The organism is Sporosarcina sp. P32b, assembly GCF_002743335.1.
Classification (GTDB): Bacteria; Bacillota; Bacilli; order Bacillales_A; family Planococcaceae; genus Sporosarcina.
Genome location: NZ_PDZB01000025.1, coordinates 21,923 through 36,814, shown reverse-complemented (window position 1 = coordinate 36,814; position 14,892 = coordinate 21,923). Strand labels below are relative to the sequence as shown.

The 14,892-nt window shown below is 41.4% G+C and carries 13 protein-coding genes; 4 read left to right on the top strand and 9 right to left on the bottom strand.

Going from position 1 to position 14,892, the window contains the following annotated elements; all coding sequences use genetic code 11:
* Window positions 1–271: 271 nt before the first annotated feature.
* Complete coding sequence (locus tag CSV64_RS14190; protein WP_099635242.1) at window positions 272–607, bottom strand: hypothetical protein; 336 nt, start codon at window positions 605–607, stop codon at window positions 272–274.
* 75 nt (window positions 608–682) lie between these two features.
* Here CSV64_RS14190 and CSV64_RS14185 point away from each other — a divergent pair, with 75 nt between their 5' ends.
* The 3 genes from CSV64_RS14185 (at window position 683) to CSV64_RS14170 (ending at window position 3,596) form a co-directional block, all read left to right on the top strand.
* Window positions 683–1,480: an SMODS domain-containing nucleotidyltransferase gene (locus tag CSV64_RS14185; RefSeq protein ID WP_099635241.1), complete on the top strand. Its 798-nt coding sequence runs from the start codon at window positions 683–685 to the stop codon at window positions 1,478–1,480.
* A 12-nt stretch (window positions 1,481–1,492) separates the two neighbouring features.
* The gene (locus tag CSV64_RS14180) at window positions 1,493–2,278 is read left to right on the top strand and encodes a hypothetical protein (RefSeq protein ID WP_099662685.1); all 786 of its coding nucleotides are present in this window, start codon (window positions 1,493–1,495) and stop codon (window positions 2,276–2,278) included.
* An 874-nt stretch (window positions 2,279–3,152) separates the two neighbouring features.
* A complete protein-coding gene (locus CSV64_RS14170) occupies window positions 3,153–3,596 on the top strand; it encodes a hypothetical protein (protein ID WP_099635238.1) in 444 nt (147 codons plus the stop codon).
* Window positions 3,597–3,719: 123 nt separating this feature from the next.
* On the opposite strand, the gene CSV64_RS14165 is transcribed toward CSV64_RS14170, so the two are convergent.
* The 3 genes from CSV64_RS14165 to CSV64_RS14155 all read right to left on the bottom strand — a co-directional run bounded on the left by CSV64_RS14165 (window position 3,720) and on the right by CSV64_RS14155 (window position 6,522).
* A complete protein-coding gene (locus CSV64_RS14165; protein ID WP_099635237.1) occupies window positions 3,720–5,312 on the bottom strand; it encodes an aminotransferase class V-fold PLP-dependent enzyme in 1,593 nt (530 codons plus the stop codon).
* Complete coding sequence (locus CSV64_RS14160; RefSeq protein WP_158233049.1) at window positions 5,309–5,878, bottom strand: glycerol-3-phosphate acyltransferase; 570 nt, start codon at window positions 5,876–5,878, stop codon at window positions 5,309–5,311. The genes CSV64_RS14165 and CSV64_RS14160 overlap by 4 nt, the downstream gene beginning before the upstream one ends.
* Window positions 5,879–6,036: 158 nt before the next feature.
* Complete coding sequence (locus tag CSV64_RS14155) at window positions 6,037–6,522, bottom strand: nucleoside deaminase (protein ID WP_099635235.1); 486 nt, start codon at window positions 6,520–6,522, stop codon at window positions 6,037–6,039.
* A 176-nt stretch (window positions 6,523–6,698) separates the two neighbouring features.
* Here CSV64_RS14155 and CSV64_RS14150 point away from each other — a divergent pair, with 176 nt between their 5' ends.
* Window positions 6,699–7,832, top strand: a complete 1,134-nt coding sequence (locus CSV64_RS14150) for an alcohol dehydrogenase catalytic domain-containing protein (protein ID WP_099635234.1) — start codon at window positions 6,699–6,701, stop codon at window positions 7,830–7,832.
* Window positions 7,833–7,961: 129 nt separating this feature from the next.
* Here the strand turns inward: CSV64_RS14150 and CSV64_RS14145 are convergent, their stop codons facing one another.
* From CSV64_RS14145 to CSV64_RS14125, 5 genes are all read right to left on the bottom strand, one after another.
* Entirely contained in the window at window positions 7,962–9,593 is a 1,632-nt protein-coding gene (locus CSV64_RS14145) for an acetate--CoA ligase (RefSeq protein WP_099635233.1), read from the bottom strand.
* Window positions 9,594–9,715: 122 nt separating this feature from the next.
* A complete protein-coding gene (locus CSV64_RS14140; RefSeq protein WP_099635232.1) occupies window positions 9,716–10,861 on the bottom strand; it encodes an acyl-CoA dehydrogenase family protein in 1,146 nt (381 codons plus the stop codon).
* Between the two features lie 43 nt (window positions 10,862–10,904).
* Window positions 10,905–12,449, bottom strand: a complete 1,545-nt coding sequence (locus CSV64_RS14135) for a class I adenylate-forming enzyme family protein (RefSeq protein WP_099635231.1) — start codon at window positions 12,447–12,449, stop codon at window positions 10,905–10,907.
* Window positions 12,450–12,564: 115 nt separating this feature from the next.
* Window positions 12,565–13,686 carry a CaiB/BaiF CoA transferase family protein gene (locus tag CSV64_RS14130; protein WP_099635230.1) on the bottom strand — a complete coding sequence of 374 codons (1,122 nt, stop codon included), beginning with the start codon at window positions 13,684–13,686 and terminating at the stop codon, window positions 12,565–12,567.
* Between the two features lie 40 nt (window positions 13,687–13,726).
* Window positions 13,727–14,878, bottom strand: a complete 1,152-nt coding sequence (locus tag CSV64_RS14125; RefSeq protein ID WP_099635229.1) for a thiolase family protein — start codon at window positions 14,876–14,878, stop codon at window positions 13,727–13,729.
* Window positions 14,879–14,892 lie beyond the last annotated feature (14 nt).

The following is a 14,892-nucleotide window of genomic DNA, read 5'->3' as shown; positions in this document are numbered from 1 at the left end:
CACTGGAGATAGTTTCAGAGTTACAAACGCTTTATCGCGACAAAGATAAAAACTAAATTGAAGGCTGGCAAGCTTGTGTATTTTTCATTGCAAACTTATGCACTTTCTTCTTGCAAAACACAATTCTTCTATAGAACGTTATCAAACGACTCTTTAGGTCCACTAGTAGGGAACTAAATATATTAATTTACACAGCTAAAATGAACACATTAGTCAAACAAATAATACAAAAAGCGGGTGTATGGATTGAAACCATATACCCGCTTTCGCTTTAAAAAATTAAAATTGTTACTTTGTTCGCCAAATATGCCATTTTCGGCTTCATCACTTCATCATTTAACAACTCACGATAACGTTCAAATAATAACTGCTCACTTTGAATATAGTAAAAAAACCACAGAGTCTGTTCCACGGTTAGCTGATTTTGCATCAAAAACTTTACGTTAAACAGCGCCTCGAATAACTGTTGTTGCTGTACAAGTAAATACGGGTTCAGCTGGCTTAAAACGCCCTTCTCCATCACAAATTGATAAAATGCAACCGTCTGCTGATTTCGTTCTTTTTTCCCGTCACTTTTTTGAAAATATAAAAATCTATAAACTGACAAGATAATCGAGTTTAATCCAAGTAATAACATATTATGATATAATGATAATAGAATTAATTATTAGGGGGTTATGATTTGTCGGTTAACAATTACCTAACAACTTTATCTAGTGAACTTGTTCTTTCATCAACAGAAAATACGAATATTAAAACATCTATTACAACATTGGCACAACGCCTAAACTGGTATTTTAATAATGGCGAACTACATAATCATTTCCAATTTGGTTCCAACACACGGGGGACAATTCTACCTAGAAGTGTAGATTCAAAGTCAGACGTTGATTATATGGTAGTTTTTAAAAATCCTAACGGCTATAAACCCGAGACACTATTAAAATATCTAAAAGATTTTATGTACAAGTATTATTCTACGTCTGAAATTTATAAAGATAGTCCAACAATGGTGTTAGAATTAAATCATATTAAGTTTGAATTAGTTCCTGCGATTCAAGATGATTGGGGTAATTTGTCTATACCTTCAAAAACTAATCTGTTATCTGATTGGATGTCAACCGACCCAACTGGGTTTAATCAAAAGTTAACTAACGCAAATGTTACTAACAATTCTAAACTCAAGTCTTTTATTAGATTAATGAAGTATTGGAATACGAACAAATTAGGTCACCACTATTCTTCCTTTCTATTAGAAAACTGGATAGTTAATAGATATAATTATTTTCCGAAATCTTCACTAAAGGAATATCTTTATGACAGTATTGAGGGCATTACTTACAATTGGGATGATTCACAAACTTTTAAAGATAAGTTAGATAGGGCAAAATTGATTGTTAGCAATTGTAAAAGTTATGAAGCGAATGGATATAATGCTTTGGCATTAAAAGAAATTAAAAAGCTGCTACCAGAAATTTGAAAGGGGTAATTTATGAGTGACCGTTTTGATTCTTTAGATAGACATTACAAGATTATTGAAAAGCTAAATGTTACAACCTCAACATTATTTTGGGTGAACGCTGTTTTATCAATTTCAGTATTTTTCGTAGACGATTACCTAAACGCGAAGAACATGTTGTTATTCGTTTTTACTATTACTACGCTAGCTTACTTTGTTATCGACAATTATCTAAGTATTTTTAAAATCCCACAAGTAGAGGACAAAAGAAGGGTTCATTTGCTAACGAATTCATTTAATGTTCCTTTGGATAATGAAAGAACTAACAAATATTACAACAATGATTTAGACCCCTCCTTATTAAAATTAGGTGCGAATATCTTTGAAAACTCATTGTTTGCTGAAAGGGTTACTCATGAGATGGCTAAGAGGGAAAGGCTAAAAGTGGGGATATTTATTTTCGTCTTTGTTGTAGCGTTAGTGTTACGAACAACTGAAATGGAATTAATATCAATACTTGCACAAACCTTATTTGCCAGTACATTAATTCCTGCTTATTTTAGACTTGAAATTTTACACTCTAAGAACAAAGCAATCTATGATTGTTTACATGACATTTTCTTATTTCACTATCGAGGAACAAATTTAAATGATGAAAGATTATCCGCAAAAATTCTTGATTGTTTTGTTAAGTATGAATCCGCAAAGGCATATTCAGGAGTAAAGCAGGATTCGAAAATATTCCATAAAATAAACCCAAGAGTTACACAAGAATGGGAAGAAATTAAACGGAATTTAAATATTGGTACAAACCTATAATGAAATGAATAATAGCTATGTCAAAACAGTACAAAGTAACATTCAAAAAAACGGAGAAGTAGAACGCTTTCCTTGAATAAGGAAAGTGTCTTTTTCCGTTAAAGGGCCAGATTAGTTCAATAAAATATAGGGAGGTATAGAGTTGAATTTCTTCATAATTTTACTTTCTTTAGTTATCTCGACAATTTTGTCTGTTTGGATATTAAAAAAGAAAAACAATAAATGGCTTAGCATGTTTTCAGCATTTTTAATAAATTTGTTGTTTTTATCAGTAGTAACGTGGGTTCTATATAGTATGGATGAAGAAGCGAAAATATTTGGTTTTGGGCATTCGGGTCTTTATGTCTTGATATTTGCTATTCCAATAGTAACTTGGGTTAACTTTTTAATCTTTCAATTTGTAAAAAAACCAATATAAAAGGAGTAATTCTTCTTACACTAACGGGCGCGATTGTGGCACATTGTTTTTTCGCACTCGCTCAGTTGATTGGAGTGGAAGCCGGCGACTCCGGGAGGATCAGCGGGACAGGTGAAACACCCTGCGAGCGCAGCGAAGGGGTGTGGTTCACCGCCCGCCCTCTGGAACGCGTCCGGCTGCAACGCAGATCAACGGTTTCAAACCACTGTCCGACCTATGGGTGCGATTGCGTTACATGATTTATTCGTAATCACTTAGTTGATCGGAGCGGAAAGAAGCACATCTTTGCATTGACAGGTGAAACACCTAGCGAGCGAAGCGAGGAGTGTGGTTCACCGCCCGCCCATAGGACACGCGTCCGGCTGCAACGTAGATCAACGGGTCGAAACCACCATCGTACCCTTTTATTATCAACACACTAAATTTAATGTTATAGCATAAACAGAGGTGAAGTAAATGAAATTTCTAAGAAAACTTACTGTCGCCATACTTTCCGCCATCGTATTTTCTTTATCCTTAGCTTTTTACGAATACACTCCCTCAGCGCAACAACAAGCTGACGTTGGGTACTTCCCTTATGACGCACTATTCGTTCTATATTTCCTTTATTCCATACCCATTTATATAATTGGAGGAATACCGTATTCGCATTATGTAGATATATATTTCGAAAAAATCAAGTTTCGTAATGACGTTCAGAAATATATCATGTACTTCCTACTCTATATAGCCGGTGGATTATTCATTGTAGGGATCCTGTTATTCATTTCGTTACTAATTGATGGAGATGTTTCAGGTTTACTGATATCCAATGTTTTCGTACTTGGTGTTTGTGCCTCTCTAGTATTTTTCCATATTTCATTACTTTTCAATAAAGTGTTGAAAATACTAGCAAAATAAATAGAAGTGTTATGTTGTATAATCAGATAAGTTTATGAAATACGTTCAGAAGCACTCGCATAGTTCATCTGGGCAGACGCTCTGGATAAACGACTTGCATCCGCAATATGCATTGTCCATATTTTAAGGAGATGCGTGTTCCTCAACTCCTAGCAAACAACGCAACAACTCCAAAAATCTCTCCACCTCTTCATCCGAAGGTTCATTCATTGTCGCCACTTGCAACCAATTATGCGCTTGCAAGTACCTACTTTCATAATGCGTGCGGTAGCCATTCAGAAGTAAATCATCACCGAGTCGCTTTGAGCTTTTCCCTTTAGGTAGTACGAATGTCAGAATACCTGGATTTGCATACTCATTCGGTGCCACCACCTCCATACCCAACTTTTCAACGCCCTCACGCAAGCGATCTGCACAATGGCGAATACGCTGAAAACGTTGTGGCGGATCCAACAATATATTTTCAAGCGACTGATGCAACGCGACTACTGCATTAGACGACTGTGTATACGGAATGCCGTCATATTTCTCATATTGACCGAGATCCAAATAGCGCGGAATCGTTTCATCCGGCTCGATCGCCTCTTGGTGGAACACTAGACCAAGCCCCGCGTACGACGCCAGTCCTTTACCACTAACTGAAGAAGCGAAATCGACGTCACGCAAATTCACAGGCACTGTTCCGACTGAACTCGCACAGTCCACTGCAATTCGAACCGCACGTGCGCGACAAAGTGCTGTAATCTGTTCCAACTCCTGCAAGACACCCGTCGACGTTTCACAATGAACGATCCACAACCAGCTATATTCTTGAGAATCCAATTGCTCCGCTAACTTTTCCAGCGATAACACTTCTCCCCATTCTTGCTCTAAGCAATCAAAAGCTAAACCAAAACGCTTTGAGTGATCGCATAACCGTTGACCAAATTCTCCATTGATTACAACGAGGCCACGCCCCCCTATTCTAGACAACTGGGCCGCCACCGCATCATTCGCAAGCGTCCCTGTTCCCTGTAATAACTGAACGTATTTCGCACCCGTTAAGTCGAGTAATTGACGTTTTACAGTCGTAAATAATCGTGCATATTCAGCCGAACGATGGGAAAATGCTTCACTTGCAAAAGCTGCTTTCACATTTTCAGCAATTTTCGGTGGACCAGGCAAAAAGTTCACGACAGGTGCAACCAAACGCTTCGCTGCACTTTTTTCATATGCCGCGAACGATGAAATCATTGGCACATATTTCGCTTCCTTCGTACCGACCGGATTGGCAAATGGCTCAAAGCCCATATGACGATAAAGCTTCAGCTCACGCACTGTACCCGAAATCACCGCTGCATCGTATCCTGCTTGCTTGCACCAATTCACTAGCCCCTGCATCAAACCAAAAAATGCTCGACCACTACGATGTGCTCGATCGACTACAAGCAATCTGATTTCTACAGGATATTGTGGCTTTTGTTCAAGCCATCCCTCAATCGGACCGATCTTTTTGTCCAATGAAAACGGACGAGTCGAACGCAATGCCAACATCCCAACTATTTCATTTTCCTTTAAACAAACGATATATGTATTTTCCTCATGAAACGGATCGACCAACAAACGCTGTTCATTGGATGCATGCTGCGGAATTTCTTCCACAAACGCTCGATAATTCAACTGATGAATTCGCTCCGCATCTTGCGGAAGTACGGCAAGCCGATAATAATAGGTCATACTGATTGCCTCCCTTGCTCGTTAATGAAATAACTACGATGTGTATAGATGACTAGCGCAAACAAACAGAATGCTACGATCCCCGCCCATTGGCCGTAGCCAATAAAAATAGCTGGAATAATGGCCGACAATCCAAGCAGCGCGACTTTTGTTTTCTGACGAATCCACGAGTATAACAGACCCGAAAAAATAAGGATTAACAGCAAGATAAGTGGCTGAAAGACTATCATGCCACCGAGTAAAGAAGCCGCCCCTTTCCCACCACGAAATCGATGAAACAGTGGAAAACAATGCCCAAGCACGGCCGCAAAAAGCATCAACAAGACGATAGCTGGGCTGAATCCAAGGGCACGCGAGACGATGATCGGCACTGCCCCCTTGGTCGCATCAAGAAGCAACACAACAAAGAACATCGCCTTCCCAAGCACCCTCCCGGCGTTACGCGCTCCTAGATTGCCACTACCTTCTACACGCAAATCTAGTCCTTTCCTTTTCCCTATATAGAGCGCCGGCAATATGCCCCCGAATAGGTACCAGAAGATGAAGAAACTTATGAGTTGTATCAAATTCCAACCTCCATCCCCACTGTATATACTTTCACGACATAATTAGTTACATAACATTATAGTTTGATTATATAGTGAAATAAACCGCTTTCCTATAGTTTCTCTGGTTGATATAAAAAAGAGAGCCAAAACATACGGCTCTCCTCGTGTAATCTACATCAGTTATTCTTCTGATGGTACTGCCGTTGCAACTCTCGCACTTGCTCCGCATACTCTTCTACTGGCCCAACTACTTCGATAGCAGGCACCATTTCTTGAATCGGATAACTTTTCACAGGTGCAGGCAGCGTAACCCCCATTTCTTTCTTCCACTGGGCTAACTGTTTCGATGAACTAGCATAGACAATCCGTCCCAAACCGACTAACCCATGGGCTGACGCACACATCGGGCAATGTTCACCCGACGTAAATACCGTCGCCTTCGCTCTGTCTTCTGCGTCCATATGATCTGCAGCCCACCGCGCCAAAGCAAATTCAGGATGCTGCGTCGGGTCGCCACCACTTGTACGATTATGGTCTTCAGCTAGCACTTCACCACTCGCTGAAACCAATACCGAACCAAATGGCTGATCTCCTTTATGTAACGCAATTTCTGCTAATTCGACAGCTCGTTGTAAATGCTTCATTTCATTTTCTTGTAACATGAATGAACCCCTCCTTATTCTTCACTTCCCTTTATAGCACTTCTTTTAACATACATACATAGTTCTGTTTACCATTCTTCCATCTACTAGGTATCAATAATCATATCCTACATTTCTAGTTTACATAGAAAATAGACGGGTACAAAATAAGCATAACGCGAAAAGGAAGTGATGGTATGAAAGCAGTAACATTTCAAGGGAAGAAATCGATGGTCACGAAAGAAGTGAAAGCTCCGAGTATCCAAGAAAATAGTGATGTAATCGTACGCATTACGACAAGTGGTATTTGCGGATCGGATTTGCATCTGTATCATGGCGGGATTGTGCCAGAGAAAGATTATGTAGTCGGTCATGAACCGATGGGGATTGTCGAAGAAGTAGGTTCTGAAGTGAAAACATTAAAGAAAGGCGACCGTATCGTCGTTCCTTTCAATATAGGCTGTGGAGAATGTTTCTTCTGTCAACACGAAATGGAAAGTCAATGTGACGAATCCAATCCGCATGGTGAAGTAGGTGGACTATTTGGTTTTGCTGAGCCTAACGGTAACTACCCAGGAGGTCAAGCCGAGTATTTACGTGTTCCGTACGCAGACTTTACGTCATTTAAAGTACCGGAAAATAGCGAACTAGACGACGAGCATCTCGCCTTACTATCTGATGTCATTCCGACAGCGTATTGGAGTGTACTTCATAGCGGATTGAAAAAAGGTGATACCGCAATTATTCTAGGCTCCGGCCCTATTGGGTTAATGGCGCAGAAGTTTGCTTGGATGCAAGGCGCGAAACGAGTCATTTCAGTAGACCATGTAGATTATCGTTTAGAGCATGCCAAGAAGACAAATAAAGTAGAAACGTATAATTTTAAAGAACATGACGACATCGGCAAATTATTGCATGAAGAAACAAAAGGCGGCGCAGACGTCGTCATTGATTGTGTAGGAATGGACGGAACTGTACAACCAGGCGAAACATTCGGATCTAGTGGAGATAACCAATTTGGAACGATCAGCCCGATTATCACGGCTTCACAAGTCGTAAGGAAATTTGGGACAGTGCAATTGACAGGTGTCTATGCGACAGACGCCAACAACTTCCCACTGGGTGATTTCTTCACACGCAACGTTTCATTGAAAATGGGACAAGCACCCGTTATTCACTTAATGCCTGAGTTATTTAAAAAGATCGAAGCAAAAGAATTCGATCCGACAGATATTATTACACATAAAGTAAAGTTGGAAGACGCAGCAGATGCTTATTCCATTTTTGATAAGAAAGAAGACGGTTGTATCAAAGTATTGATTCAACCTTAATGTAAAAAACGCGATGAGTTGTTCATCGCGTTTTTTTGTACGAACTATGAAGGGCTATTTTCAAAATATTATTGAATTATATACTGCACAATGAAAGTTTGATTTTTATTACTAGCTTTGTCTGCTAGTTTACAGAGATTGTTTCTTCCTTTCTAGCTCTTTCAATAAATAACGTTGTGTTTTTCCGCTTTGAGTTTTGGGTAATTCATCTACAAACTCTATTTCCTTTGGATATTGATGTTTGGATAACTTCTTTTTTACAAAGGTAATAAGTTCTTCTTTAAGTTCGTCAGTAGATGCGAAGCTCTTATTTAGGACAATAAACGCTTTGACAATTTCGCCTTTCGTTTCGTCCGGCTTTCCAATTGCAGCAGTCTCCAAAACTGCTGGGTGCTCCATTAGACAGGATTCAACTTCAGTGGGCCCTATGCGGTAACCAGCGCTTGAGATAACATCGTCCGCACGACCTTGAAACCAAAAGTATCCATCTATATCCTCTGAAGCAAGATCACCGGACAAAAACCAACTTCCTCGCATCTTTTCAGCTAATTTTTCATCCGCATTCCAATACCCTCCAAAACCTGTATTACCATCTGAAGTGTTTACTGCGATTTGACCTACTTCTCCTTTAGTTACGGGGTCTCCATATTCATCAAACAAGCCAATAGTATAGCCAGGTAGCGGAAGACCCATTGACCCTGGTTTTACTTTCATGGTCGAACTATGATAGTTGTTCACAATCATGCCCATTTCTGTGGCGCCATAATGGTCATAAATTGCTCTTCCTATATTTCTTTCGAAAAATCTCACTACTTCATTATTCAAAGGTTCTCCTGCACTGCTCATTTTCTTTAATTTAAGATCAGATTTTTTTATTATTTCTGGACCTAAGGCCATCATCATGCGGAAAGCAGTCGGTGCATAAGCAAAACTGGTTACTTGATATTCACTTAAAAGCTTATATATCTTTTTAGGATCAAACGAACCTTTATAGAAAACAATTTTTGCTCCCTGGCTTAACGGACCTATAGTTGAAGCAATTAATCCGTACGCCCACCCTAAATCAGCACCTCCGTAAAACACATCTTCTTCTTCCAAATTCAAAGCGAATTTCCAGTACGGATGAAGACTGTATACCATTTTATGTTTTGTAATTGCCCCTTTTGGCATTCCTGTGGTTCCTGAAGTATATTGTATGATTGCAGGTGAATTCCCCAATGTTCGTTCCATTATAATTTCACTTGAAAAAGAGTTTACAAACTCCCAGAAACTTTTGCCATCCTTAGTTTGACCATCAGTGAGAAGTACATCAACCGATATATCTTTTCCGTCTAATTTACTTAACTGTTCGCTGTTTGTCAGAAGTAAACGCACACCTGCATCCTTTAAACGATACACGAGGGCATCTGGACCGAAGGCTGTGAATAGTGGAACGAAAATAGCACCAACTTTAAACGTTGCCAAAATCGTTACTAGCAACTCCATATCTTTTCCAAGCAATCCTGCTACACGATCACCTGTTGTGACACCCATTGACTGAAGCGCATTAGCCATTTTATCGGACTTCACCTTCAATTGACTATACGTCCATGTTTCTTTATTCCCCTGTTCATCTTCCCAATAAATTGCTACTCTTTCAGGATCTTTTGCCCAGCGATCGCATATTTCATTCGCAATATTCATTTCGCCACTTGGATCACCTTCATAATTCGTTGCTGCTTCTTCCCACGAAAATGTACGCATCATCTCTTTATAATCCATCGCTTATCTCTCCCTCTAAGTCACTAGTGAATTATAGGTATTCATTAAACTTTAGGAAACGATTGAATAATACTATACGTAAAACGGTTAACCATTTAACTGTGGAAGCTGCCTACATTTCTTCATAGCCCCATATTCTTCGCAATAATCACTTTCATAATTTCATTCGTCCCGGCATAAATCGAATTGACCGCCACATCGCGATACCTTCTAGCGATTTCGTATTCTTCCATATAGCCGTAGCCACCATGAAATTGCATACACTGAATCGCCACGTCTTGTGCCAAATCACTCGTCCACCATTTCGCCATCGATACTTCATCTACGACGTTTTCGCCTTGCATATGCTCGATAATTAAACGATCAACAAATGTTTGACCAATGGTGGCCTTCGTTTGCATCTCTGCCATTTTAAATTGCGTATTTTGGAAATCACCGATCCGCTTGCCGAAAGCCTGTCGCTCTTTTACATACACTAATGTAATATCTAGCATTTTCTGCACAGAAGCCACACTTTGTATGGAGCACATCAAGCGTTCTTGCTGAAGTTTCTCCATCAAATAGTAGAACCCTTTCCCTTCCTCACCCAGAAGGTTTTCTGCCGGAACCGATACATCTTCAAATATCAATTCACTCGTGTCATTCGCATGCTGTCCTACTTTATTGAGCTTCTTTCCCCTTGTAAACCCAGGCATTCCCTCTTCCACTACGAGCAAGCTGATGCCTTTATGAGCAGGTGATGCGGTAGGATCCGTTTTACAGACGACAATGACGAAGTCGGCAGAAGAGCCATTTGTGATAAATGTCTTCTCCCCATTAATCACGTAGTGGTCTCCTTTTCTTATTGCAGTCGTCCGCACGGCAGCAAGATCGGAACCTGTGCCTGGTTCCGTCATCGCAATAGCACTAATCATATCTCCGGTTACAGCTTTCGTGAGCCAACGTTCTTTCTGTTCGTCCGAACCAAAGGATTGTATATATGGAATGACAATATCATTATGCAATCCAATTCCACCGATGCCGCTTGCCACTTTTTCAAACTCTTCACTAATGACGACAGCATAGCCAAAATCCGCGCCTATACCGCCATATTTTTCTTCAACTGAAGGTGCGATCAATCCTTGGGCGGCAGCTTTCTTCCAAAATGATCGAGGCACTTGTTGTTCTTTCTCCCACTCTTCTATATAAGGTACGGCTTCCTTCTGCAAAAACTTCTGCACTGATTTCCGGAGCTGTTCATGCTCTTCCGTCATAAATGGTCGCTTCATGCATCCGCCACTCCTTTACTCTCCCGTAAGAAAGCTTCTATTTTTATACGTGAGGATTAACAGGTCGATTGGAAACTAGTGCTTCCCGAATACGATATTTCAACACTTTCCCTGATGCATTTCTAGGTATCTCTTGTTCTTCAATAAATTCAACCGGCACTTTATAATCCGCTAAATGGGCTTTACAAAACGCTTTCAACTCTGCATAATCGAGCTTCTCCTCTTTCTTCGCTACTACAATCGCGACTACTTTCTCTCCCCACACCGGGTCCGGTAAGCCGACTACCGTCGAGTCAAGCAATTGAGGATGTCTATACAACGCTTGTTCCACTTCTGTTGAATAAACATTCTCTCCTCCAGAAACGATCATATCTTTCTTTCTGTCTACTAAGGTTACGAAGCCGTCTTCGTCGATCGTCGCCAAATCACCGGTGTAAAGCCAACCGTTTCGGATCGCTTTCGCAGTTTCCTCCGGCTTATTATAATACCCTTTCATAACCATCTCACTTTGGATAATAAATTCTCCTACTTCACCAGGGGATATATCCTCATCATGATCATCCACCACGCGTATTTCCGTATTCAGCGAAGCTTTTCCTCCCGTGCCGATTTTGTCTTTATGATCTGCTGGCAGAAGAAAAGCACCGCCACCTGGTCCTCCTTCTGTCTGACCACACATATTGTAAAACTGGTCGGTACTGAAAAGTTTCATTATCTGTTCCAACAAAGCGACAGGCATCGGCGCTGCACCATATCCACATCGTGTAACAGAAGAAAGATCGTATTTCTGCTTATCTGGAACTTGCAGCAAGAAGTTATACATCGTGGGCACACCGAAGAAGAAGCTGATTTTATATTGATCAATTGCTTGTAATACTTTTTGAGGTTCGAAGTTTTGATGAACGACTTGCGTGCAGCCTAAATAAATTCCTGGTACGAGAAATAAATTCAATTGTGCGGAATGAAACAACGGTGCCGCATGAAGCAATATGTCATCGGGATTGATTTTGAGGATTAAAGAGGTGTTAAAAGCTACGTGAAGCACGCGATGATGATCAAATAACGCGCCTTTCGGATAGCCAGTCGTACCGGATGTATATAATATTTCTGCATCATCGGCTTCATCGACAGAGATCTCGGGATCATCTGTGGTGTCTTGTAATACATCTTTGTAAAGGACTTGGTCGTTAATTGCTGTTGCGCCTGTTGTGATTTTCAAATCGATCTTGCTATTTGTGGCTGTTGCTTGATCGATCAACGAAGCATACTCTTCATCAAACAACACAACACTTGCATCACTATCATCCAAAATATACGAAACTTCAGTAGCGGTTAAGCGGAAATTCACGGGTACCGTAATAGCTCCAGCTTTCAATATGGCATAGTAGACGATAATAAATGTATCTGAGTTTTTCATCATGAGCGCTACTTTGTCACCTTTTTTCACGCCATGGTGAATGAGTCCATGTGAAAGTTTATTCACCTCTTGATTCAGCTCGCGATACGTATAACGTCGATCCTCATAGATCATTGCGGTTTTCTCAGGTATTCTGCGTGCATTACGGGAAAGTGATAGGCCGATATCCATTAGTATTGTCCCCTTTCTCTCACTAAACTCATTGACATACAGTTTCTATTTTCCTGACGCGAAAAGTCTCCTCTTCATTACCAATGGCCACATCATATAAATCGAGTTCTTCTTTCTATTCTCCGAGTACCGCTACTGTATGCTCTCCTAGAGAAGGAGCTGGACTTTGAATTTTTCCGGGCGTTCTTGACAACTTTATAGGTGTTGCGATATGCATCACTGGCCCAATTTCTGGATCTTCTACTTGCTGGATCATCCCCCGTGCCTTAACTTGTGGATCCTCTAGTACTTCATCGAACGACAGGACCGGTGTTACACAAGCCGCGACCTCATCGAATATTTCCATCCATTGCGCGCTCGTCTTCTGCAATAAAATCGCAGTAATTTCTTCTTTCATCTGCAGCTGAACATCTACTGGATCATGCAATTTCTCCGCAAATTCTTCTTTACCAATAACATCGCAAAATGCACGCCAAAATTTTAATTCAAATGCGCCAACAGCTAACCATTTATGGTCTTTCGTTTCGTACACCGCATACGACGCACGCTTGCCACTTAAGTCTAGTTCACCTCTTTGTGGCTGTTGACCCGTCGCAAGAAACCCGGGAAAGAATGTTGGCATCCAAGAAAGCACGCCATCCATCATCGAAATATCAACCATCTGCCCAATACCTGTTTTCTGTCTTTCAAACAATGCCAGCATGATCCCCATCGCTGCCGGATACGCACCCCCTCCGATATCCGCGATTTGTGTAGCAGGGATTTGTGGCGCACCCTGTCGCTCGCCCATCGCATCTAGCAGGCCTGCATAACCAATGTAATTCAGATCATGACCCGGCAGAGTAGCGTATGGACCGTCTTGTCCGTAACCTGTAATCGCACAGTACACAAGCCCTGGATTAATTTCATTCAATATTTCATAATTCAATCCGAGCCGCTTCATGACGCCAGGTCGAAATGATTCAATCACAACATCCGCGTCTTTCACAAGCTGCTTAAAACGCTCTTTGTCTTCTGGATCTTTTAAGTTAAGACAAATACTCTTTTTACCACGGTTCAATGAATGAAAAAGCGCGCTCACTTCGCCCACCTTAGGCAATTCCGCCCGCGCATAGTCTCCAGTGTGATGCTCTTCTATCTTGATCACCTCTGCACCAAAATCTGCGAGAAGCATCGAACAGTATGGCCCCGGTAACAAGCGGGATAAATCCAGTACCCGAATAGAATCTAATGGCATTGAAATCTCTCCTCTTTACATGTCTTCATTCATCATTTAATTAATCCAATCGTTCCAAAATCGTCGCATTTGCCATGCCGTGCCCTTCACACATCGTCTGCAGTCCGTAACGCCCGCCCGTTCTTTCCAATTCACTCATCATCGTAATCATCAAGCGTCCGCCACTTGCGCCGAGTGGATGTCCTAGAGCGATTGCTCCTCCATTCGGATTCAGTTTCTTTGGATCGGCACCTGTTTCTTTCAACCAAGCGATTGTCACAACAGAAAAGGCTTCATTGACTTCAAAAACATCTATATCATCGAGTGTTAGTCCGGACTTTTCCAAAGCCTTTTGGGTAGCCGGTATAGGCCCCGTTAGCATGAGTGTCGGATCGGAACCTACCACTACGCGAGTAAGTACTTTAAACTTCGGCTTCAATCCGAGTTCTTCCGCCTTTTCGCGGGACATTAACAGAATTGCATTGGCCCCGTCGCTGATTTGGCTGGAGTTTCCTGCCGTCACATCGCCGTTTTCTCTAAAAGGAGTTTTCAACTTGCTGAGCTTTTCCATCGTCGTATCTTCCCTCGGTCCTTCATCATCCTTCACGGTCATGTTCGTACCGTCAGGAAGTGTGACCTCTATTGGCATGATTTCACTATCAAACCTACCTTCCTTTCGAGCAGTGATAGCTTTCTTATTGCTTTCCAGTGAGTAGCGGTCCATTACCTCTCTTGAAATCTCCCATTGGTCAGCTATTCTTTCCGCTGATTCACCTTGATGGACCATTTCATATTTCGATGTGATTTCTTCACTGAATGAAACGCCTAGTCGGGTGCTACCCATCGGTACTCGGGACATACTCTCGACGCCTCCTGCCACGACGACATCCATATCCCCACTAATAATCGCTTGCGCCGCAAAATGTACAGCTTGCTGGCTTGATCCACATTGTCTGTCCACTGTCGTTCCTGGCACTTCCACTGGATATCCTGCCTGCAAAGCTGCAACTCGAGCGATATCAAAAGATTGTTCCCCTACTTGCGATACACAACCGAAGATGACGTCCTCTACTAGTCCCGCATCGATTCCCGCTCGTTTGATTACTTCTGCTAGGGGCTTGGCTGCTAAATCTTCCGCCCGTACCGTACTCAATACACCATTTCTTTTTCCTACCGGCGTTCTGACCCATTCCACAATTACAGCTTCTCTCATACTACATCCCACTT